The 21,313-nt window shown below is 65.2% G+C and carries 17 protein-coding genes; 6 read left to right on the top strand and 11 right to left on the bottom strand.

All coding sequences use genetic code 11. From position 1 onward, the window contains the following. Positions 1-136: 136 nt before the first annotated feature. Positions 137-1,063 carry an RNA polymerase sigma factor RpoH gene (rpoH, locus tag EIP75_RS18070; protein WP_125244688.1) on the top strand — a complete coding sequence of 309 codons (927 nt, stop codon included), beginning with the start codon at positions 137-139 and terminating at the stop codon, positions 1,061-1,063. A 78-nt stretch (positions 1,064-1,141) separates the two neighbouring features. Here rpoH and pgi read toward each other — a convergent pair whose 3' ends face one another. Both pgi and tal read right to left on the bottom strand, forming a co-directional pair. Then, positions 1,142-2,782 carry a glucose-6-phosphate isomerase gene (gene pgi, locus EIP75_RS18065; RefSeq protein ID WP_125244687.1) on the bottom strand — a complete coding sequence of 547 codons (1,641 nt, stop codon included), beginning with the start codon at positions 2,780-2,782 and terminating at the stop codon, positions 1,142-1,144. Between the two features lie 31 nt (positions 2,783-2,813). Next, the gene (tal, locus tag EIP75_RS18060; protein ID WP_125244686.1) at positions 2,814-3,761 is read right to left on the bottom strand and encodes a transaldolase; all 948 of its coding nucleotides are present in this window, start codon (positions 3,759-3,761) and stop codon (positions 2,814-2,816) included. Positions 3,762-3,861: 100 nt separating this feature from the next. Here tal and zwf point away from each other — a divergent pair, with 100 nt between their 5' ends. Continuing rightward, on the top strand, positions 3,862-5,328 hold the full coding sequence (gene zwf, locus EIP75_RS18055) for a glucose-6-phosphate dehydrogenase (RefSeq protein WP_125244685.1): 1,467 nt from the start codon (positions 3,862-3,864) through the stop codon (positions 5,326-5,328). Between the two features lie 4 nt (positions 5,329-5,332). On the opposite strand, the gene EIP75_RS18050 is transcribed toward zwf, so the two are convergent. The 9 genes from EIP75_RS18050 to EIP75_RS18010 form a co-directional block, all read right to left on the bottom strand. Next, on the bottom strand, positions 5,333-5,620 hold the full coding sequence (locus tag EIP75_RS18050; RefSeq protein ID WP_125244684.1) for an STAS domain-containing protein: 288 nt from the start codon (positions 5,618-5,620) through the stop codon (positions 5,333-5,335). 21 nt (positions 5,621-5,641) lie between these two features. After that, positions 5,642-6,334 (bottom strand): MlaC/ttg2D family ABC transporter substrate-binding protein, encoded by a 693-nt coding sequence (locus EIP75_RS18045; RefSeq protein ID WP_125244683.1) that lies wholly within the window; start codon positions 6,332-6,334, stop codon positions 5,642-5,644. Between the two features lie 45 nt (positions 6,335-6,379). Next, complete coding sequence (locus EIP75_RS18040; RefSeq protein ID WP_233584935.1) at positions 6,380-7,450, bottom strand: MlaA family lipoprotein; 1,071 nt, start codon at positions 7,448-7,450, stop codon at positions 6,380-6,382. Then, the gene (mlaD, locus tag EIP75_RS18035; protein WP_125244682.1) at positions 7,450-7,938 is read right to left on the bottom strand and encodes an outer membrane lipid asymmetry maintenance protein MlaD; all 489 of its coding nucleotides are present in this window, start codon (positions 7,936-7,938) and stop codon (positions 7,450-7,452) included. Before mlaD ends, EIP75_RS18040 begins: the two co-directional genes overlap by 1 nt. A 29-nt stretch (positions 7,939-7,967) precedes the next feature. Further along, a complete protein-coding gene (gene mlaE, locus EIP75_RS18030; protein ID WP_125244681.1) occupies positions 7,968-8,750 on the bottom strand; it encodes a lipid asymmetry maintenance ABC transporter permease subunit MlaE in 783 nt (260 codons plus the stop codon). Continuing rightward, positions 8,750-9,598 (bottom strand): ABC transporter ATP-binding protein, encoded by an 849-nt coding sequence (locus EIP75_RS18025; RefSeq protein ID WP_125244680.1) that lies wholly within the window; start codon positions 9,596-9,598, stop codon positions 8,750-8,752. The genes mlaE and EIP75_RS18025 overlap by 1 nt, the downstream gene beginning before the upstream one ends. A 130-nt stretch (positions 9,599-9,728) precedes the next feature. Beyond that, on the bottom strand, positions 9,729-11,204 hold the full coding sequence (locus tag EIP75_RS18020) for a glutamate synthase subunit beta (protein WP_125244679.1): 1,476 nt from the start codon (positions 11,202-11,204) through the stop codon (positions 9,729-9,731). A gap of 25 nt (positions 11,205-11,229) precedes the next feature. After that, positions 11,230-15,918 carry a glutamate synthase-related protein gene (locus tag EIP75_RS18015; protein ID WP_420797178.1) on the bottom strand — a complete coding sequence of 1,563 codons (4,689 nt, stop codon included), beginning with the start codon at positions 15,916-15,918 and terminating at the stop codon, positions 11,230-11,232. A 240-nt stretch (positions 15,919-16,158) separates the two neighbouring features. Next, entirely contained in the window at positions 16,159-16,902 is a 744-nt protein-coding gene (locus tag EIP75_RS18010) for a transposase (protein ID WP_125244677.1), read from the bottom strand. 209 nt (positions 16,903-17,111) lie between these two features. On the opposite strand from EIP75_RS18010, the gene EIP75_RS18005 reads away from it, so the two are divergent. From EIP75_RS18005 to flhD, 4 genes are all read left to right on the top strand, one after another. Beyond that, on the top strand, positions 17,112-18,251 hold the full coding sequence (locus EIP75_RS18005) for a ferredoxin reductase (RefSeq protein ID WP_125244676.1): 1,140 nt from the start codon (positions 17,112-17,114) through the stop codon (positions 18,249-18,251). 13 nt (positions 18,252-18,264) lie between these two features. Then, on the top strand, positions 18,265-19,428 hold the full coding sequence (locus tag EIP75_RS18000) for a fatty acid desaturase family protein (RefSeq protein ID WP_199758642.1): 1,164 nt from the start codon (positions 18,265-18,267) through the stop codon (positions 19,426-19,428). Between the two features lie 3 nt (positions 19,429-19,431). Then, the gene (locus EIP75_RS17995; RefSeq protein WP_125244675.1) at positions 19,432-20,631 is read left to right on the top strand and encodes a fatty acid desaturase family protein; all 1,200 of its coding nucleotides are present in this window, start codon (positions 19,432-19,434) and stop codon (positions 20,629-20,631) included. Between the two features lie 298 nt (positions 20,632-20,929). Then, positions 20,930-21,250: a flagellar transcriptional regulator FlhD gene (flhD, locus tag EIP75_RS17990; RefSeq protein WP_125244674.1), complete on the top strand. Its 321-nt coding sequence runs from the start codon at positions 20,930-20,932 to the stop codon at positions 21,248-21,250. Positions 21,251-21,313 lie beyond the last annotated feature (63 nt).

Below are 21,313 nucleotides of genomic sequence, written 5' to 3'. Positions count from 1 at the left end.
CTCCGAGCACCGGCTCTTGCAGCCAGGCCCGGGCACCGCTTTTGCCCTCCGCCTTTCGGGAACTATTTCCGGCCTTTAGCACTCCCTTGCATGGAGTGCTAATATTGATTCGGAAGGAGCCCGAAAGGAGCCATTCATGACCACAGCCACCGCCATCGCCCCCCGTGACCCCTGGAGTTTGGTGCCCTCGTTGGGCAACCTGGACGCGTACATCCGTGCCGTTCAAGCCATCCCCATGCTGGAAGCCGACGAGGAGCAAGCCCTGGCACGCCGCCTGCGCGATGAGCAGGATGTGCAGGCCGCCGGCCGCCTGGTGCTGTCGCACCTGCGCCTGGTGGTGTCGATCTCGCGCCAGTACATGGGCTACGGCCTGCCCCAGGGCGACCTGATCCAGGAAGGCAATGTCGGCCTGATGAAGGCTGTCAAGCGCTACGACCCGGACCAGGGCGTGCGGCTGGTCAGCTATGCCATGCACTGGATCAAGGCCGAGATCCACGAGTACGTGCTCAAGAACTGGCGCACGGTCAAGGTGGCCACCACCAAGGCCCAGCGCAAGCTGTTCTTCAACCTGCGCTCGCTCAAGCACCAGTTCAAGAACGAAGCCGACAACACCCACGTGGGCCGCGCGGGCCTGAGCGAAGCCGAGATCCAGCGCGTGGCGCGTGAACTCAACGTGCGTCCTGAGGACGTGATCGAGATGGAAACGCGCCTGGCCGGCGGTGATGTGGCCCTGGAGGCCCCCACCGACGACGACGGTGACAGCCCGGTGGCCCCGCTGGCCTACCTGGCCGACGAAGGCAGCGAGCCCACCCGTGTGATCGAGTCCCGGCGCCGCGACTGGCTGGCCAGTCAGGGCATCGTCAACGCGCTGGATGCGCTGGACGACCGCAGCCGGCGCATCGTCGAGGAGCGTTGGCTCAAGGTCAACGACGACGGCTCGGGCGGCATGACGCTGCACGAACTGGCGGCCGATTACGGCGTCAGCGCCGAGCGCATCCGCCAGATCGAGGTCGCGGCCATGAAGAAGATGCGCAAGGCATTGACCGAGGGCGAACCAGCCTGAGCTGGCTGCTTCGCCGCTGACGTGACACCGGGGCCCTTGAGGCCCCGGTTCTTTTGGCGTCAAGCCCTTTTCGGGGTCTCAGGCCAGTCGTTCGATCAAGGCAGCCGTGGCCGCATCCAGACCCGACACATCGCCAGTGGCCAGGCGCGGCAGCAGGTCCTTGCACATGGCCTTGCCCAGTTCCACACCCCACTGGTCGAAACTGTTGATGCCCCACAGCGCACCACTCACGAAGGTGCGGTGCTCGTACAGGGCCACCAGCGCGCCCAGCGAGGCCGGGTTGAGCTGGTCCAGCAACAATGTGATGCTGGGTCGGTTGCCGGGGAAGGTGCGGTGGCGGGCCAACACGGCCGGGCTCAAGGTCTGAGAGGCGGTGGGGGCAGACTCTGCCGCAGCCTCCTGCGTGGTCTTGCCCACCATCAGTGCACGGGCCTGGGCCAGGCCGTTGGCCAGCAGCATCCGGTGTTGCTCGTCCATTTGCGCCCGCAAGGCCGGCGACCATGTCGAGGCATCACGGTGGCTGGGCCGCTTGGCCAGGATGAACTCCACTGGCACCACGTCCGTGCCCTGGTGCAGCATCTGAAAGAAGGCGTGCTGGCCGTTGGTGCCAGGCTCTCCCCAGACCACACTGCTGGTCTGGTAAGGCAAGGGGTGGCCTTCGGCGTCCACACGCTTGCCATTGCTTTCCATCACCAACTGCTGCAGATAGGCCGGAAAACGCACCAGCCCCTGGTGATAGGGGGCGATGCAACGGCTGCCAAAACCATGGAAATTGCGGTTCCACAGATCCATCAGGCCCAGCCACACCGGCACATTCGATTCCAGCGGCGCCTCGGCGAAATGCCGGTCCATCGCATGGGCGCCAGCCAGCAGCGCCCGGAAATGCTCGGCCCCCAGCGCCAGCGCAATCGGCAGGCCGATGGACGACCACATCGAGAAGCGCCCCCCCACCCAGTCCCAGAAGCCGAAGGTGGTCTTGATGCCGAAGGCCTTGGAGGCCTCCACGTTGGTGGTGGTGGCCACGAAGTGCCGGGCCACATCGGTGCCACCCTGGTCGAAAAACCACTGCCGCGCGGCATGCGCGTTGGCCATGGTCTCTTGCGTGGTGAAGGTCTTGGAGGCAACGATGAACAGCGTGTGCTTCGGGTCGATGCGCCGAAGCACCGGTGCCAGGTCATGGCCATCCACATTGGACACGAAGTGGAAGCGCAGCTTGGGGTGCACCCAGGCATCCAGCGCCGGCAGCACCATCTGCGGGCCCAGGTCGGAGCCCCCGATACCGATGTTGACCACGTCGTGGATCTCACCGGGCTGCAGGCCGCCGGCGGTGGCGCGCACCTGCTCCACGTAGGCCAGCATCTGGTCCAGCACGGCATGCACGGCGTAGCTCTGCGGTCCCTGTCCCTTGGGCGCGCGCAAGGCTGTGTGCAGCACCGCGCGGTCTTCGGTGTGGTTGATGTGCTCGCCGGCCAGCATGGCATCGCGCAAGGCTTCGAGCCCACACTCGCGCGCCAGGGCGATCAGGTGTTGACCCGTGGCCACATCCCAGCGCACGCGGGACATGTCCACCAGCATCTCGGGTGCGGACAAGGCCCAGCGCTCGAAGCGCCGCGGATCCTGTGCGAACAAATCGCGAAGATCAAGGTCTCGGCCGTGTGCCTGCCAATGCCCCTGCAGGGCGGCCCAGGCCACGGTCTGGTCACAACGTTTGCTGCTCATGTCAGGCGGTCCTCCCAGTCGCCATGCATGCTCAGCGCTGCGCTTCGATCAGGCCGTCGAGCTTGCCCGCATCGACGGCGAAGGCCCGGATGCCCTCGGCCAGCTTCTCGGTGGCCATGGCATCTTCGTTCAGGGCATAGCGGAAGGCCGCTTCGCTCAGGGGAGCGAGCGCGGGTTTCACGTCGTCGACCGGCACCAGTTGGCGGGCCACCGCCCCATCGGACGCCTGCAACTGGGCCAGCAGATCAGGGCTGATGGTCAGCAAGTCGCAGCCCGCCAGCGCCAGGATCTGGCCCACGTTTCGGAAGCTGGCGCCCATCACCTCGGTGCGGATGCCGTGCTGCTTGTAGTGCGCGTAGATGTTCGCCACCGATTTGACGCCCGGGTCGTTCAGGCCCGCATTGGCAGCCTCGTCCCAGGTGCTGCCCGCCGACTTCTTGTACCAGTCGTAGATGCGACCAACGAAAGGCGAGATCAACTGCACGCCCGCATCGCCACAGGCCTGCGCCTGCGCGAACGAGAACAGCAGCGTCAGGTTGCAGCGAATGCCCTCCTGCTCCAGAACGCGCGCCGCCTGGATGCCCTCCCAGGTGGCGGCCACCTTGATCAGCACGCGCTGGCGGTCGGTACCGGCGGCTTCATACAGGCCGATGATGCGCCGCGCGCGGGCCAGCGTGGCCTCGGTGTCGAAGCTCAGCCGCGCGTCTACCTCTGTGGACACCCGCCCAGGGATCACCTTGAGGATCTCCTGGCCGAAGCGCACCAGCGTGTGGTCCACGATCACATCGAGCGGCTCACCTTTGTGCACGGCCACCGACTCGGCCAGCAACGGCGCGTAATCGGCCTTCTGCACGGCCTTGAGGATCAACGATGGATTGGTCGTGGCATCTTGAGGGGCGAACTGCGCCAGTTGCTTGAAGTCGCCGGTGTCGGCCACGACCGTGGTGAAGGCTTTGAGCTGATCGAGTTGCGAAACCATGGAAAGCACCCGTGCAGGGCATTGATTTGTTCGTTGACAGGGTCAATTCTGAGGGTATTTTGAAGACAATCGTTCACACCCAGAGCCTCAAATCATCCTCATGGCCTTTGACCTTGTCTTTTTCGGGGGAACCGGCGACCTCACCTGGCGCAAGCTGATGCCCGCGCTGTTCCAGGCCTGGCGCCACGGCACCCTTCCCCTGGGGGGCCGAATCCTGGCCGTGGCCCGTGATGAGCGCGACGATGCCGGCTACCGCGCCTGGCTGAAAGAGCGCCTGGCCGAAGCGGACAGCGCCAAGCGCCCTTCGGATGATGAGTTCGAGCAGTTCTCGCGTGCCATCCACTACCTGCGCATGGACCTGTCGCAACCGGCCGACTACGCCCGCCTCACGGCCTGGCTGGCCGAGCGTCACGCCGACACGGTGGTGATGTACCTGGCCACGAGCCCGCACCTGTTCCCGCAGATCTGCGAACAGCTGGGTGCGGCAGGGCTGAACCACGACCGGGTGCGCGTGGTGCTCGAGAAGCCGCTGGGCCATGACCTGGCCAGTGCGCAGGAGATCAACCGCGTGGTGCGCTCGGTGTTCAGCGAACGCCAGGCCCTGCGCATCGACCACTACCTGGGCAAACCGGCCGTGCAGAACCTGATGGCCCTGCGCTTCGGCAATGTGCTGTTCGAGCCGCTGTGGCGGCGCGAACGGGTGGCCAACATCCAGATCACGCTGGCCGAAAGCCTGGGCGTGGGCACACGCGGTGACTTCTACAACCGCACCGGCGCGTTGCGCGACATGATCCAGAACCATGCGCTGCAGCTGTTGACGATGATGGCCATGGAGCCCCCTTCCAGCGCCGATGCCGATGCGATCCGCGACGAAAAGCTCAAGGTGCTGCGCTCGCTCAAGCCCTTCGATGCCGTGTCCGTGGCACGCGATGTGGTGCGTGGGCAATACCGCGCAGGCAACGTGATGGGCCAGACGGTGCGGGGCTACCAGGAAGAAGAGAAGGTGCCCCCCCACAGCCACACCGAGACCTTCGTGGCCATCAAGTGCGAGGTGCAGAACTGGCGTTGGGCCGGTGTGCCCTTCTACCTGCGCACGGGCAAGCGCCTGGCACAGCGGCACTCGGAGATCGTGGTGAATTTCCACCCCACGCCCCACCCCATTTTCCCGGGCAGCCACGCGCCCAACCGGCTGGTGATCAAGCTGCAGCCGGAAGACGGCCTGGAATTGCACCTGCTGGCCGCACGCGGCACCGAGCGCAGCGTCTTCAACCATGAGGGGCTCGAGGCGCTGTCGCCCGTGTCACTGGATCTGGATTTCGACAAGGCCTTCCCGACCGAGCGGGTGGGGGCCTATGAGCGGATGCTGCTGGACGCGATCGCGGGGCGACTGAACCTGTTCGTGCGCTCTGACGAGCAGGAGCAGGCCTGGCGTTGGGTGGAGCCTGTGCTGCAGTCCTGGAAGCACGATCCTTCAGGCGTCAAGAGCTACACGGCAGGCACCTGGGGGCCGCCGGCGGCCAGTGCGCTGGTGGCGCGGGATGGGTTTGCCTGGGCTGAGGAGGCTTGATCGGTCAGGCTGACTGCAGCAACCCATCCACCCCATAGAGCTTGGCCAACTCCGTCAGCCGCTTGGGCAGCGACTGGACAGAGAAAGCCCGTCCCTTGGCACGCGCCATCCGCTGGCATTCCAGCAACACGGCCAGCGCGCTCGAATCGAAGTGCTGCAAGGCCGATCCATCGACAGTCAGCAGCACCGCATCCTGCCCGCCTGAAGCGGCCGCCTGGTCCAGCGTTTCACGGAACAGGCGCAGGATGTCACGCACCTCAGTGTGCGTGAGGATGGCAGGCAACATCAGCATGGGGTCAGTCGACTCAAAGGCTTACTGCTTCTTGGCGGCCAGCTGCTTGTTGCGCTCGACCAGCTTGGCGATCAGGCCATCCACACCGGAGGCGGACACCTCTTGCGCGAAGCTGCTCTGGTAAGTCTGCACCAGCCAGGCTCCCATCACGTTGACGTCGTAGATCTTCCAGCCGTCAGCCGTCTTCTCCACCCGGTAATCCAACTGGATCGGTTCACCCTGGCCGCGCACCAGCGTGCGCACCACCAGGTCGGTGTCTTCAGCACGTGCACGCAGGGGCCTCACCTCCACGGACTGGTCCCGGATCTGGCTCAAGGCACCGGCATACGTGTAGATCAGCAGGTTCTTGAACTCGTCCTGCAGGCGCTTTTGCTGCTCGGGCGTGGCCTGGCGCCAGTTGCGCCCCACGGCAGACGCCGTCATGCGGTGGAAGTTCACGTTGGGCAGGACCTTGGTATCCACCAGGGCCACCACCTTGCGTGTGTCGCCAGACTGCAGGCTCTTGTCAGCGCGGATGGCGTTGAGGACCTCGGTGCTGATGTTCTTTATGAAGACATCGGCCGTGACGCCGGTCTTGGCCGCCGCTGTGGCGACGGGTGCAGCGGCCTGCTGGGCCTGGGTGGCGGGCGCGAACACGGCCAAGGCGGTCGAAGCGACCACCAGACCGGCGATGAAGCGCGAGCGTGAAGCTCGTCGAGTTGGCTTGTCTGTCATGTCTTGTCCTTTCATGGCCTCCACATCGTCCGAGGCCCAGATGTCTTAACGCACGCCCGCGTCCGCGCGCAGACCGCGCAGCTCTTCAAGCGTCGGCGCAATGGCCTCAAATCGGTTGTTTCCGGACAAATTGGACCGAATCACCAGGCCAGCAGCCTCGGAGGTGCGGGTTCCGCTGTCGATACTGGCCTGTCGGGCCCCTGCCTGCAAAGGCACAGCCAATACCTGGCTGGCCAGGGCCGACGGTGTCAGGCTGGCGCCCAGATCGTCGGCCAAAGCCAACTCACGGCGCCACAAAACGCTCATGGGCGACACTTCGGGCAGAAGCAGGCTTTGCGGCTGGGCAGGCAGAGCAGGCGCTTCTGACGTATCCGGGGGGGCATAGCTGCCACCGTCGTCATACTGCACCTCATCGTCATCTGGTGGATCACCGTTGTAGATCAGGCTCTGGCGGCGCTGCAGGTAGGCATCCCGCAGGAAGGTGTACTTGTCCAGGGCGATGTCGCCCAGCAGGTTGGTGGCCGTGAGTGCCTGGGAGCGCGCATTCACCAGCGTGAGCACGGTCACCGGATTGGCGTCTCGCGGCTCGCGGAACAGCGTGCTCGGCGTGAAATACATGTCGGCAGGCAGGCCCACCGCGTCACGCACGGTGGATGGTCCCAACAGCGGCAGCACCAGGTAGGCTCCCTGCGGAGCACCCCACACGGCCAGGGTCTGACCAAAATCCTCGTTGTGACGCTCCAGCCCCATCGGGCGGGCAATGTCGATGAAGCCTGCCATGCCCAAGGTGCTGTTCAGGCTGAAACGCAGCACTTCCTGGGCAGCCTCACCCGGGCGCCCTTGCAGCACCAGGTTGACGGCCGACCATACATCCTTGATGTTGTTGACGAAATTGGTGACGCCCGTGCGCACCGGCTGCGGCGTGACCTTCACATACCCTGTGGCGAGCGGCCTGAGCACGGCGTCATCCACCGCGTCATTGAAGCTGAAGATCTTGCGGTTGAACGATTCCAGCGGGTCCTTGTTTTGCGCCGTGGCGCAGCCTTGCAGCGCGGCCACGCTCAGGATGAGCATGGACAGCGCACAGGCCCGGGCGACCGAGCTCGATGAATTCATTACTTCTTCTCCCCTGAGGCCGGCTCGGGAGCGCCATCAGCAGCCTTGCTGTACAGGAACTGGCTGATCAGGTTCTCGAGCACGATGGCCGACTGCGTTTGTTTGATGGTGTCACCCTGCGCCAGGTTGATCTGGTCGTAGCCAGGCTCAAGCCCGATGTACTGCTCGCCCAGCAGGCCAGCGGTCAGGATCTTTGCTGAGGTGTCTTTCGGAAACTCTACGCCCTTGTTGAGGGTGAGTTCCACCTGGGCCTGGAAGGTTTTCGGGTCGAAAGTGATCGATTTGACGCGGCCAACCACCACGCCGGCGCTCTTGACGGCCGCCTGCGGCTTGAGGCCCCCGATGTTGTCGAAGCGGGCCACGACGGTAGAGCCGCTGTCGAAGGACAGGGTCAGCAGGTTGCCGGCCTTGAGGGCCAGGAACAGGATGGCGGCGCCGCCCAGCAGCACGAACAGGCCCACCCAGATATCCACTTTTGAACGCGGCATTCGAAAACCTCCAGACGCGGATGTGTCGCTCAGAGCGAGAACATCATCGCGGTCAACACAAAATCCAGCCCCAGCACGGCCAGGGAGGCCATCACCACCGTGCGGGTGGTGGCGCGCGACACCCCCTCGGGGGTGGGCTGACATTCATAGCCCTGCAGCAGCGCGATGAAGGTGACGGTGATCCCGAACACCACGCTCTTGAGCAGGCCGTTGCCGACGTCCTTCCAGACATCGACCCCATTCTGCATCTGCGACCAGAATGAGCCCGAATCGACGCCGATCATCACCACGCCCACCAGGTAGCCGCCCAGGATGCCCACGGCAGAGAACACCGCCGCCAGCAGGGGCATTGCGATCACGCCGCCCCAGAAACGCGGCGCGAGCACACGGCGCACCGGATCGACCGCCATCATTTCCATGGCGGCCAATTGCTCGCCAGCCTTCATCAGGCCGATGCCGGCCGTGAGCGAGGTGCCGGCGCGCCCGGCGAACAGCAAGGCTGCCACCACCGGGCCCAGCTCGCGCACCAGCGACAAGGCCACCATCAGGCCCAGCGCCTCGCTGGAGCCATAGCGCTGCAGGATGTAGTAACCCTGCAGGCCCAGCACGAAGCCCACGAACAGGCCGGACACCGTGATGATGGCCAGCGAATGGTTGCCCAGGAAATGGACCTGGTCGGACAGCAGGCGCCCGCGGCGCAGCGTGGGGCCCAGGAGGGAGACCAGGCGCAGCAGCAGGCGGGTGGCAAAACCCAGGTCAGCCAGCTTGGCCCGAATCTGGTAGCCCAGGTCGGCCGGGTGCAGGAACTTCATCAGCGCACTCCGAAATCCACGCCCGCGTCGACGGCCGGCTGGTGGAACTGCACGGGGCCATCGGGCCGGGCATGCACGAACTGGCGCACCAGCGGGTCTTCGCTGGCGCGCAGTTCCACCGGCGAGCCCTGGGCCACGATGCGGCCATTGGCCAGCAGCACCACATGGTCGGCAATCAGGAAGGTTTCGTCCACATCGTGTGAGACCACCACCGAGGTCAGGCCCATGGTGTCGTTCAGATCGCGGATCAGCCGGGCGGCGATGCCCATGGAGATCGGGTCCAGGCCGGCGAAAGGCTCGTCGTAGAGCACGAGCTCGGGATCGAGCGCAATGGCACGGGCCAGGGCCACGCGCCGCGCCATGCCGCCGGATATCTCGCTGGGCATCAGGTCACGTGAGCCGCGCAGGCCCACAGCGTTGAGCTTCATCAGCACCAGATCACGGATGATGGACTCGGGCACATTGGTGTGCTCGCGCAGCGGGAAGGCCACGTTCTCGAACACGCTCAGATCGGTGAACAGCGCGCCCTGCTGGAACAGCATGCCCATGCGTCGGCGCATGGCCTGGCAGCCTTCGGGCGACAGCTTGGCCACGTCCTGGCCATCGAACAGCACCTCGCCGCTCATGGCCACCAACTGGCGGCTGATCAGGCGCAGCACGGTGGTTTTGCCACCGCCGGACACGCCCATCAGGGCCACCACGGCCCCACGCGGCACGATCAGGTCGATGTCGCGCAGGATGACGCGGCCACCATAACCGCAGGTCACCGAGCGCAACTCGATGAACGCCTCGGGCTGACGTGACGGCAGGACGGTGTCAGGCAGCTGAAATTGGGGTGGAGGCGGCATGGGCAAAGAAAAAGGGCTGGCGTTTTCTGAACGCCAGCCCGTCATCATAGGGTAATCAGCGCCCGCTCGCTTTCTTTACGATGGATGGGCACAACATCACACTAAAGGGGGGATATACCCCCATCTTCGGTCATCGAGGCAGCGTGCTAGCCCCCATCAGGAACTCGTCGATCGTGCGTGCGGCCTGGCGTCCTTCACGGATCGCCCACACCACCAGGGACTGCCCACGGCGCATGTCGCCAGCCGCGAAGACCTTGTCGACATTGGTCGTGTAGCCGCCGATGAAGTCGGTGCTGGCCTTGGCGTTACCGCGGCTGTCCTTGTCGACGCCGAAGCCGGTCAGGATGGTTTCCACCGGGTTGGTGAAGCCCATGGCCAGCAGCACCAAGTCGGCCTTGAGCGTCTGCTCGCTGCCGGCGACTTCTTCGAATTTGCCGTTCTTGAACTCGACGCGCACCGTCTTGACGCCGGTGACCTTGCCGCCTTCGCCGATGAATTCCTTCGTGGCGATGGCGAACTCGCGCTCGCAGCCCTCTTCATGGCTGGACGAGGTGCGCAGCTTGTACGGCCAGTAGGGCCAGGTCAGTTCGCGATTCTCCTGCTCGGGCGGCATGGGCATCAGCTCGAACTGCACAACGCTCTTGGCGCCATGGCGGTTGGAGGTGCCCACGCAGTCGGAGCCGGTGTCGCCGCCGCCGATCACGATCACGTTCTTGCCCGTGGCCATGATCTGGTCCTTGACCTTGCCGCCGGCGTTGACCTTGTTCTGCTGGGGCAGGAACTCCATCGCGAAATGGATGCCGGCCAACTCGCGGCCGGGCACGGGCAGGTCACGCGATTGCTCGGCACCGCCGGTCAGCAGCACGGCGTCGAAATCCTTCTTGAGCTGCTCAGGGCTGACCGTGGTGGTCGCCCAGTTGGTGACCTTGCTGGCCGCGCCGGTCTTGGGCAGCTCGCCGACCATGGTGTTGGTCTTGAAGACCACGCCTTCGGCTTCCATCTGCTTGACGCGCAGGTCGATGTGCGACTTCTCCATCTTGAAGTCGGGGATGCCGTAGCGCAGCAGGCCGCCCACGGTGTCGTTCTTCTCGAAGACGGTCACCTCATGGCCGGCACGGGCCAGTTGCTGGGCCGCGGCCAGGCCGGCGGGGCCGGCACCGACGATGGCGATCTTCTTGCCGGTCTTGACCTTGGGCAGTTGAGGTTTGACCCAGCCTTCGGCCCAGGCGCGATCAATGATGGCGTGCTCGATGGACTTGATGCCCACCGCGTCGCCATTGACGTTCAGGGTGCAGGCCGCCTCGCAAGGTGCGGGGCAGATGCGGCCGGTGAACTCCGGGAAGTTGTTGGTGCTGTGCAGCACCGTGATCGCGTTCTTCCAGTCGCCGGTGTAGACCAGGTCGTTGAAGTCCGGAATGATGTTGTTGACCGGGCAGCCGTTGTTGCAGAAGGGCGTGCCGCAGTCCATGCAGCGCGCACCCTGGATCTTGGCCTGCTCGGCGTTGAGGCCGATGACGAATTCCTTGTAGTTCTTGACGCGCTTCTCGACGGGCTCATAGCCCTCTTCCAGTCGGTCGAACTCCAGAAAGCCAGTGACTTTTCCCATTTCAGTGAACTCCTAATCGTCGGGCTCAGGCCTTGGCCTTGCCGGACTTCGCCTTGTCATCGCCGCCCTTGTCACTCTTCGCCTTGGCGATCGTGGCAGTGGCTTCCACCTTGGCACCCATCTCGGTCAGGGCGCGACGGTACTCATGCGGGAAGACCTTGACGAACTTGCCGCGCGCGGTGGCCCAGTTGTCCAGGATCTCGCGGGCGCGCAGCGAGCCTGTCCAGCGGTGGTGGTCTTCGACCAGCTTCTTGAGCAGCGCTTCGTCGGCCTGACCACGGTGGGTCGGGATGCCGGCGTCAGCCTGCTCGGCCGCGGTCAGCACCTTCTCGAGCGACACCTGGGCGGTGTTCACGCGCTTGGCGAACTGGCCGTCTTCGTCGAACACATAGGCCAGGCCGCCGGACATGCCCGCCGCGAAGTTGCGGCCGGTCTTGCCCAGCACCACCACGGTGCCGCCGGTCATGTACTCGCAACCATGGTCGCCCGTGCCTTCGACCACCGCCGTGGCGCCCGACAGGCGCACGCCGAATCGCTCGCCGCCCACGCCGCGGAAGAAGGCCTCACCCTCGGTGGCGCCGTACAGCACGGTGTTGCCGACGATGATGTTGTCGATGGCGTTGCCACGGAAATCGATGCTGGGGCGCACGACCACGCGGCCGCCGCTCAGGCCCTTGCCGGTGTAGTCGTTGGCTTCACCGATGAGGTACAGCGTGATGCCCTTGGCCAGGAAAGCGCCGAACGATTGGCCGCCCGTGCCTTCCATCTGGATGAACACGGTCTGGTCAGGCAGGCCATCGGGATGGTGCTTGATCAGCTCGCCCGACAGCATGGCGCCGACGGTGCGGTTGACGTTGCGGGCCTGCTCCATGAACTGGACCTTCTCGCCGCGCTGGATGGCGGGCTGGGCCTTCTCGATCAGGCGCTGGTCCAGGGCCTTGTCCAGGCCGTGATCCTGCGTGCTGACGTGCAGGCGCGGCACCTCGGCGGGGGCCGGCGGCAGCGCGAAGATGCGTTCGAAGTCCAGGCCACGGGCCTTCCAGTGCTCGATGCCCTTCTTGGTGTCCAGCAGGTCGGCGCGGCCGATCAGTTCGTCGAACTTGCGGATGCCCAGCTGGGCCATGATCTGGCGGGCCTCTTCGGCGACGAAGAAGAAGTAGTTCACCACGTGCTCGGGCTTGCCCGAGAACTTCTTGCGCAGCACGGGATCCTGCGTGGCCACGCCCACCGGGCAGGTGTTCAGGTGGCACTTGCGCATCATGATGCAGCCCTCGACCACCAGCGGTGCGGTGGCGAAGCCGAATTCATCGGCGCCCAGCAGCGCGCCGATCACGACGTCGCGGCCGGTCTTCATCTGGCCGTCGGCCTGCACGCGCACACGGCCGCGCAGGCGGTTCAGCACCAGGGTCTGCTGGGTTTCGGCCAGGCCGAGTTCCCACGGCGTGCCGCAGTGCTTGATGGACGACCAGGGCGAGGCGCCCGTGCCGCCGTCATGGCCAGCGATCACGATGTGGTCGGCCTTGGCCTTGGCCACACCGGTGGCCACCGTGCCCACGCCCACTTCGGACACGAGCTTGACGGACACATCAGCAGCAGGGTTGACGTTCTTCAGGTCGTGGATCAGCTGGGCCAGGTCCTCGATCGAGTAGATGTCGTGGTGCGGCGGGGGCGAGATCAGGCCCACACCCGGCACCGAGTGGCGCAGCTTGCCGATGTACTCGGACACCTTGCCGCCGGGCAGCTGACCGCCCTCACCGGGCTTGGCGCCCTGGGCCATCTTGATCTGGATCTGGTCGGCCGACACCAGGTACTCGGTGGTGACACCGAAGCGGCCCGAGGCCACCTGCTTGATCTTCGAGCGCAGGCTGTCGCCCTCCTGCATCTCGTAGTCGACCTCGACCACCTTGGCACCGATCACGTCGGACACCTTGGTGCCCTGCTTGATGGGGATGCCCTTGAGCTCCTGACGGTAGCGGGCCTTGTCTTCGCCGCCTTCGCCGGTGTTGCTCTTGCCGCCGATGCGGTTCATCGCCAGGGCCAGGGTGCTGTGGGCTTCGGTACTGATCGAGCCCAGCGACATGGCGCCGGTGGCGAAACGCTTGACGATGTCGGCCGCCGATTCGACCTCTTCGACCGGGATGGCCTTGGCGGGGTCGATCTTGAACTCGAACAGGCCGCGCAGCGTCAGGTGACGGCGCGACTGGTCGTTGATCAGCTGGGCGTATTCCTTGTAGGTGTCGAACTTGCCGGCACGCGTGGCGTGCTGCAGCTTGGCGATCGCATCAGGCGACCACATGTGCTCTTCACCGCGGGTGCGCCAGGCGTACTCGCCGCCGGCGTCCAGCATGGTTTCCAGAACAGGGTCGTCGCCGAAGGCGGCCTTGTGGTTGCGGATGGCTTCTTCAGCCACCTCGAACACACCGATGCCGCCAACCTGCGTGGGGGTGCCACGGAAGTACTTGTCGATCAGCGGCTTGTTCAGGCCGATGGCCTCGAACAGCTGCGCGCCGCAGTAAGACATGTACGTGCTCACGCCCATCTTGGACATGATCTTGGACAGGCCCTTGCCGATCGCCTTGATGTAGTGGTAGATGGCCTTGTCGGCCGACAGATCGCCCGGCAGGTCCTTGGCCATGGTGGCCAGGGTTTCCATCGCCAGGTAGGGGTGCACGGCCTCGGCGCCGTAGCCGGCCAGCACGGCGAAGTGGTGCACTTCGCGGGCGGTGCCGGTCTCGACGACCAGGCCGGTGGAGGTGCGCAGGCCCTTGCGGACCAGGTGGTGGTGGATCGCCGACAGCGCCAGCAAGGCGGGGATCGCGATGTTGGCGCGGTCCATCTTGCGGTCGGTGATGATCAGGATGTTGTGGCCGGACTGCAGGGCCTCGACGGCCTCGGCGCACAGCGACGCCAGACGCGCCTCGACACCCTCATGGCCCCAGGCGGCCGGGTAGGTGATGTCGATCTCGTAGGGCTTGAACTTGCCACCGGTGTGCTTCTCGATGTTGCGCAGGCGTGCCATGTCGTCGAAGTCCAGCACGGGCTGGGAGACTTCGAGGCGCATCGGCGGGTTGACGGCGTTGATGTCCAGCAGGTTGGGCTTGGGGCCCACGAAGGACACCAGCGACATCACCACGGCTTCGCGGATCGGGTCGATGGGCGGGTTGGTGACCTGGGCGAACAACTGCTTGAAGTAGTTGTACAGCGGCTTGTTCTTGTCCGACAGCACGGCCAGGGGCGAATCGTTGCCCATGGAGCCAGTGGCTTCTTCGCCGTTGGTGGCCATCGGGGCCATCAGGAACTTCAGGTCTTCTTGCGTGAAGCCGAAGGCCTGCTGGCGGTCGAGCAGCGACTCACCGAACTCACCAGGGGTGCCGGTGATGTCGATGGTGTCCAGCTTGATGCGGACGTTCTCGATCCATTGACGGTAAGGCTTGCCCTGCGTGAACTGGGCCTTGAGCTCTTCGTCGTCGATGATGCGGCCTTGCTCGAAGTCGATCAGCAGCATCTTGCCGGGCTGCAGACGCCACTTCTTGACGATCTTGTTCTCGGGGATGGGCAGCACGCCGGATTCGGAGGCCAGCACCACCAGATCATCGTCGGTGATCAGGAAACGGGCGGGGCGCAGGCCGTTGCGGTCCAGCGTGGCGCCGATCTGGCGGCCATCGGTGAACACCATGGCGGCGGGGCCGTCCCAGGGCTCCATCATGGCGGCGTGGTACTCATAGAAGGCGCGGCGGCGCTCGTCCATGGTGGTGTGCTGTTCCCAGGCTTCCGGGATCATCATCATCGCGGCCTGGGCCAGCGGGTAGCCGGCCATCGTCAGCAGTTCGAGCGCGTTGTCGAACGTGGCGGTGTCGGACTGGCCGTCCATGCTGATGGGGTACAGCTTCTTCAGGTCATCGCCCAGCACGGGCGACTTCATCACGCCTTCGCGGGCGCGCATCCAGTTGAAGTTGCCCTTGACGGTGTTGATCTCGCCGTTGTGGGCCACCATGCGGTACGGGTGGGCCAGCGGCCATTCGGGGAAGGTGTTGGTCGAGAAGCGCTGGTGCACCAGGGCCAGGGCCGAGACCACGCGCTCGTCGCCCAGGTCGAGGTAGTACTTGCCAACCTGGTCGGCCAGCAGCAGGCCCTTGTAGATGATGGTGCGGCACGACATGCTGGGCACGTAGTACTCGCTGCCATGCGTCAGGTTCAGGCTGGAGATCTTGCTGGAGGCCGTCTTGCGGATGACGTACAGCTTGCGCTCGAGCGCGTCGGGCACGAGGATGTCCGGGCCACGGCCCACGAACACCTGGCGGATGACGGGCTCTTTCTCGCGCACGGTGGGCGACATGGGCATGTCGCGGTCGACCGGCACATCACGCCAGCCCAGCAGCACCTGGCCTTCGGCCTTGATGGCGCGTTCCATCTCCTGCTCGCAGGCCTGGCGCGAAGCGCTTTCCTTGGGCAGGAAAATCATGCCGACGCCGTATTCGCCTGGCGGGGGCAGCTCGACGCCCTGCTTGGCCATCTCGGCGCGGTAGAACTCGTCGGGGATCTGGATCAGCAGGCCCGCGCCGTCGCCCATCAGCGGGTCGGCACCCACCGCGCCGCGGTGGTCGATGTTTTCCAGGATCTTCAGACCCTGTTGCACGATGCTGTGCGCCTTCTGGCCTTTGATGTGGGCCACGAAGCCCACGCCGCAGGCGTCATGCTCGGCGTTGGCATACATGCCAAGCTCAGCCGCGTTCTTGATTTCTTGGGACGTGGCGGCCGTGAGGGCTGCAGCGGTGGGGAACGGGGTTCCCGAAGTCGCCTGGGTCATGGGGGCGCTCCAGTGATAGTGGAGGGAAAACAACAAGGGGGAGTCCGAGGATACCTCGGGTTGGACCTCAGTTCAAGGCCTATAAATAAGGGTCTGACCCCAATTAATATACGTCACCGAAAATCCACACAACAAATAAGGGACACATCAAAAATCTGGGGACTCGACGCCGACTACCTTGGAATCGCCATCGGCAACCGGTTTGCGTGGCCGCCCCCGGGGTTTAGGCGCCACCCGGCGATCAGACTGCGCTTGCAGCGACGCCAGAAAAGAAGCCTCCCCCAAAGCCCAACCCGAATGGGCCGCTTCGGCCAGCCGGGACACCAGAGGCGCCCCCTGCCCTTCTTCCAGCCGCCGCTTCCAGGCGGCCTCGCGCTCGAACGGGGTGTTGCCCAAGGTCCAGAACACGGCGTGGTCCAGCACCAGCGGATCCGTTCTCTGGCCCAGGTGGTGCGCCAGGCTGCTGCTCATGACTGGGCCTGCGGCCACCGGCGATTCGACGAGGCCCATGCGCCAACTCGCCAGCTCAATGAAGACCATGGCATCAAGCAAGTAGCGGGCCGGCTCGATGACCGTGGCACGGTAACGGCCCGCCCACAGGCCACCCTGGCGGCCATGGCGGCGGTTGAACCCGGCCACATAGCGACGCCCCACCGCCTGCATGAACAGGCTCAACCCTCCGGCCCTGGCCGGTGTGGCCAGCAGCAGAAAGCGGTCGGGCAGCACCGCATAGGCATGCACCGTCACGCCGTGAGGCCGCGCTGCCTCAAGCAAGGCGGCATGCAGAGCCTGCTGATCCTGCGCCCCTGGGGCCAGTACCTGACCGGGCAACACGGCCTGCACCACCAGGTGCGGCAATGAGGGGAATTCCAGTCGGGGAAGGCGGGCCATGCCCCGATTGTGTCAAATGCACGGGCACATCAAGACGGCACGCCCACCGCCCCCTCACTCACGGGGGAACCGCCTGGTTTCCAGGGCTACCCCCGATGGCTGGAGGACGACTGTCTCGTAACCTCCAATCCGTGAACGTTAGATGTTGCCGGGCCCCTTGCGCCCACCGTCGATGCTCACGGAAGTCCCGCTGTCTGGAGATCGTCTGAATGTCTGAAACCTCTTCGCCCACCGCGGCCGTGTCGGCCACCCAGCGCGTTGCCTCGTGGCTCACGCACATGGGGGTGAGCACCTACGCGTTCGACGACACCCTGGGCCTGGTCAATCCCCTGTGGACGGTCAACCGCCTGCATGCCCGCGTGGTCACCAAGACGCCGGAAACCGCCTCCGCCACCACGGTGGTGCTGCAGGCCGGCAGCGCATTCAAAGGCCTCAAGCCCGGGCAGTTCGTGATCATCGGCGTCGAGATCAACGGTGTGCGCCACCGCCGGGCCTACTCGCCGCGCGCCATCGATGGCCGCCGTGACCGTTTTGCCATCACCGTGCAGCGCCAGGCCGGCGGCAAGGTGTCCAACTTCGTGCACGACCAGCTCCAGCCCGGCGACATCATCGAGATCGAACAAGCCGGCGGCGACTTCACCCTGCCCGCCCAGACACCCGCCGAGGTGCTGCTGGTGGCTGGCGGCAGCGGCATCACGCCCTGCATGTCCATCCTGGAGCAACTGCGCCGCCATCAATCGGCCACGCGCGTCACGCTGATCTATTTCGCACGCAGCCGCGCCGACCGCATCTTCGCCCGCACGCTGGAGACGCTCGCCACGCAGTGGCCGGCCCTGCGTTACGTGCCGCTCGAAAGCGTGGTCAACACGCCAGGTGCGGCGCCTTCTGCTGCCGCGGCCGCCACCCTGAGCACCGAACTGCTGTCCGAGCTGCAGCCCCAGTGGGCCGCCCTGCCAGCCTACTGCTGCGGCCCGGCCCCGCTGATGGACGCCGCCCGCCAGATCTGGAAGGACGCCGGCGCCAGCGAGCGTCTGCGCCTGGAGGCCTTCGCAGCCGCCCGCCCCAGTGGTGATCCCAATGTGCGTCACCAGATCCGCATCGTGCGGGGCGACCAGCCCATGGCCTTCGAGGCCCCTGCCACCGAGACCTTGCTGGTGGCGGGCGAGCAGGCCGGCCACGCCATCAAGCACGGTTGCCGCCAGGGCATCTGCCACGAATGCACCTGCCGCCTCAACAGCGGCGCCGTGCGCGACCTGACCACGGGCGAACAGATCCATGGCGAAGGCCAGCCGGTGCGCCTGTGCGTGTCGGCCGCCCTGAGCGATCTGAGCCTCGAATCACTGAACTAACAAGAGCACCACCATGAGCGCCACACCCGCCGCCGCCGCGAAGTTGATCGGCCCCCGCTCGATGCAGGAGATGGCCGCCTTCCAGCAGGAGCTGGACACCATCCACCACGAGACCCGCCAGACGCTGGGCGAGCGCGATGCGCGCTACATCCGCCGCATCCTGCGCACCGTGCGCCTGCTGGAGGCCGTGGGCCGTAGCCTGCTGATGTTCGGCTGGTTCCCCCCCACGTGGCTGCTGGGCGCCGCGATCCTTGGCATCGCCAAGATCATGGACAACATGGAGCTGGGCCACAACGTGATGCACGGCCAGTACAACTGGATGAACGACCCGCGCTTCCATGGCGACACCTTCGAGTGGGACAACACTTGCCCGAAGGAAGAATGGCGCCACTCGCACAACTTCCTGCACCACAACTACACCAACGTCATTGGCAAGGACCGCGATTTCGGTTACGGCATGCTGCGCCTGTCCAATGATCTGCGCTGGAGCTGGCTGCACCCGTTCCAGTTGCTGCTGACGATGCTGCTGGCCACCTACTTCCAGTGGTTCGTGGCCATCCACGACATGCAGATGGACAAGGTAGCCATCGGCCGCAAGAAGTGGTCGTCGGTGCGCCCGCAGTGGCTGCTGGTGCGCGCCAAGATCCGCCGCGTGATCGTGCGCGACTACATCCTGTGGCCGCTGGCCGCCGCGGCCGTGGGCGCCTTCTTCGGCGAGGCGCTGCAGTTCGGCCTGGCCATGTTCGCCGGCCAGGCCGTGGCCAACCTGATCCGCAATGTGTGGGCCTGGGCCATCATCTTCTGCGGCCACTTCACCGAAGACATCTACACCTTCACGAAGGAATCGATCGAAGGTGAAAGCAAGGGCCAGTGGTACCTGCGCCAGATCCTGGGCTCGAGCAACATCAGCGGCAGCAAGCTGCTGCACCTGCTGAGCGGCAACCTGAGCCACCAGGTCGAGCACCACCTGTTCCCGGACCTGCCCGCCAACCGTTATGCCGAGATCGCGCCCCGCGTGCGCGCCGTGTGCGCCAAGTACAACGTGCCCTACAACACAGGCGCCTTCATCCCGCAGCTGTTCACGGTGTTCAAGCGCATCGCACGCTACAGCCTGCCCGGTGGCCCGCAAAAGGCCGTGACCATCGAGATGGACTCGATGCTGCCCGAGAAGGCCTGATCCATGCCGCAAGCGGTACCCCGGCCAGCGCCGGGTGCAGGGCCCAGCGCCGCGGCCCGCCGCGCGCCCGGCCCGCAAACGCCTGAAGCCTTCGAAGCCTTTGCCCGTGAACTGGACCAGTTGCGTGAAGACACGCGCCTCCAGCTCGGCGAGGCCGATGCCCGCTACATCCGCCGCCTGCTTTATGCCATCCGCGCCTGTGAATCGGCCGGCCGCGCCCTGCTGACGCTGGCAGGCCCCTGGTGGCCGGCCTGGCTGCTGGGCACCAGCCTGCTGGGCCTGGCCAAGTGCCTGGAGAACATGGAGTTCGGGCACAACGTGATGCATGGCCAGTACGACTGGCTGCATGACCCGCGCTTCCATGGCAAATCCCATGAATGGGACAACGCCTGCAGCAAGGAAGACTGGCGCCACTTCCACAACCACATGCACCACCACCACACCAATGTGCTGGGCGTGGACCGGGATTTCGGCTACGGCATGCTGCGCCTGTCCGACGACACCCCGTGGGAGCCGCGCAACCTCACGCAGGGCCTGTACGCCGTGATCGTGGCCCTGACCTTCGAATGGGCCATTGCCATCCACAACCTGGAGGTGGAGCAACTGCGCGTGGACCGAGAAGCCACCAAGGCCCGCATGAAGGCGCTGTGGCCCAATGTGCGCGCCAAGATGTGGCGCCAGTTCAAGAAGGACTACCTGCTGTGGCCGCTGGTCGGTGGCCTGGCCGGCCTGGCACTGGGCACCGGCTTCGTGCCGGCGCTGCTGGCCTCGCTGGCCGGCCATGTGGTGGCCAACGTGATCCGCAATGTGTGGACCTTTGTGGTGATCTTCTGCGGACACTTCACGGACCAGGTCCACACCTTCGACCCGGCCGAGACGGCCACCGAATCCAGGGGCCAGTGGTACCTGCGCCAGTGCCTGGGATCGGCCAACATCAGCGGTGGCCGCGGCTTCCACCTGATGACCGGCAATCTCAGCCACCAGATCGAACACCACCTGTTCCCGGACATCCCTGCACGCCGCTATGCCGACATGGCGCCGCGCGTGCGCGAGATCTTCGCCGTGTACGGCGTGCCCTACAACACGGGCTCGCTGCCGCGTCAGCTTGTAACCGTGGTGTGGCGCATTGTTCGGCACTCCTTTCCGGGAGGCCGCGCGGCCTTGTCTTCATTGGGCAATGGCACCACCCGCGTGCATTCGTGATGGATTGCACGAATCAGGCGTGACGGGGCCTTGCAACCCTTTCACCACACAAGAATGGCCCGGCGACCCCGGGCTTTTTTATGCCTGGGTTTCTGCGGCCTTTGCGGCCCTTCAAGTCGACGATGTCAGGTTTTTACCTACACGAATGACAGCGTGCTTTGGACGCCGCTTACAGCGACCGACCTATTCAGAAATCCGGGGTGGGTGTCCAGAATCCGTTTCATGCTGAGACGCAAGTTCGGCAAAAGCGAAAAAAGAACCCCAATCAACCTGTCCTCCACCTTTGCAGGAGCCTGACATGAGCGCCGATCAAATCCTGATGGAAATCCGCGAAGCCAACCTCTCATATCTGATGCTGGCTCAGAACCTGATCCGCACTGATCGCGAACAGGCCCTGTTCCGCCTGGGCATCTCTGAAGAGACCGCCGACCTGGTGGGCATGCTGAGCCCTGCGCAGATCATGCGCATCGCCAGCAGCAACACCCTGCTGTGCCGCATGCGTGTCGACGACGACATGGTGTGGAGCCTGCTGACCAACCACGGCAAGAGCAGCAACGACAGCGTGACCCGGCTGCATGCCAACATCCTGATGGCCGGCCGCCACCACGAAGCGCTCTGATCCGGCGGCACCTCCCTGTTCTGACACACCGATAAAAATCCTGGAGACACACCATGCGCACCA

The organism is Aquabacterium soli, from assembly GCF_003933735.1.
GTDB classification, from domain to species: domain Bacteria; phylum Pseudomonadota; class Gammaproteobacteria; order Burkholderiales; family Burkholderiaceae_C; genus Aquabacterium; species Aquabacterium soli.
This window is presented reverse-complemented; position numbering and strand designations above follow the sequence as displayed.

Excerpts from the sequence above, each read along its gene's own strand:
- rpoH (WP_125244688.1), top strand. The coding sequence starts at position 137 with ATGACCACAGCCACCGCCATCGCCCCCCGTGACCCCTGGAGTTTGGTG.
- pgi (WP_125244687.1), bottom strand. The coding sequence starts at position 2,782 with ATGAGCAGCAAACGTTGTGACCAGACCGTGGCCTGGGCCGCCCTGCAG.
- tal (WP_125244686.1), bottom strand. The coding sequence starts at position 3,761 with ATGGTTTCGCAACTCGATCAGCTCAAAGCCTTCACCACGGTCGTGGCC.
- zwf (WP_125244685.1), top strand. The coding sequence starts at position 3,862 with ATGGCCTTTGACCTTGTCTTTTTCGGGGGAACCGGCGACCTCACCTGG.
- EIP75_RS18050 (WP_125244684.1), bottom strand. The coding sequence starts at position 5,620 with ATGCTGATGTTGCCTGCCATCCTCACGCACACTGAGGTGCGTGACATC.
- EIP75_RS18045 (WP_125244683.1), bottom strand. The coding sequence starts at position 6,334 with ATGACAGACAAGCCAACTCGACGAGCTTCACGCTCGCGCTTCATCGCC.
- EIP75_RS18040 (WP_233584935.1), bottom strand. The coding sequence starts at position 7,450 with ATGAATTCATCGAGCTCGGTCGCCCGGGCCTGTGCGCTGTCCATGCTC.
- mlaD (WP_125244682.1), bottom strand. The coding sequence starts at position 7,938 with ATGCCGCGTTCAAAAGTGGATATCTGGGTGGGCCTGTTCGTGCTGCTG.
- mlaE (WP_125244681.1), bottom strand. The coding sequence starts at position 8,750 with ATGAAGTTCCTGCACCCGGCCGACCTGGGCTACCAGATTCGGGCCAAG.
- EIP75_RS18025 (WP_125244680.1), bottom strand. The coding sequence starts at position 9,598 with ATGCCGCCTCCACCCCAATTTCAGCTGCCTGACACCGTCCTGCCGTCA.
- EIP75_RS18020 (WP_125244679.1), bottom strand. The coding sequence starts at position 11,204 with ATGGGAAAAGTCACTGGCTTTCTGGAGTTCGACCGACTGGAAGAGGGC.
- EIP75_RS18015 (WP_420797178.1), bottom strand. The coding sequence starts at position 15,918 with ATGTATGCCAACGCCGAGCATGACGCCTGCGGCGTGGGCTTCGTGGCC.
- EIP75_RS18010 (WP_125244677.1), bottom strand. The coding sequence starts at position 16,902 with ATGGCCCGCCTTCCCCGACTGGAATTCCCCTCATTGCCGCACCTGGTG.
- EIP75_RS18005 (WP_125244676.1), top strand. The coding sequence starts at position 17,112 with ATGTCTGAAACCTCTTCGCCCACCGCGGCCGTGTCGGCCACCCAGCGC.
- EIP75_RS18000 (WP_199758642.1), top strand. The coding sequence starts at position 18,265 with ATGAGCGCCACACCCGCCGCCGCCGCGAAGTTGATCGGCCCCCGCTCG.
- EIP75_RS17995 (WP_125244675.1), top strand. The coding sequence starts at position 19,432 with ATGCCGCAAGCGGTACCCCGGCCAGCGCCGGGTGCAGGGCCCAGCGCC.
- flhD (WP_125244674.1), top strand. The coding sequence starts at position 20,930 with ATGAGCGCCGATCAAATCCTGATGGAAATCCGCGAAGCCAACCTCTCA.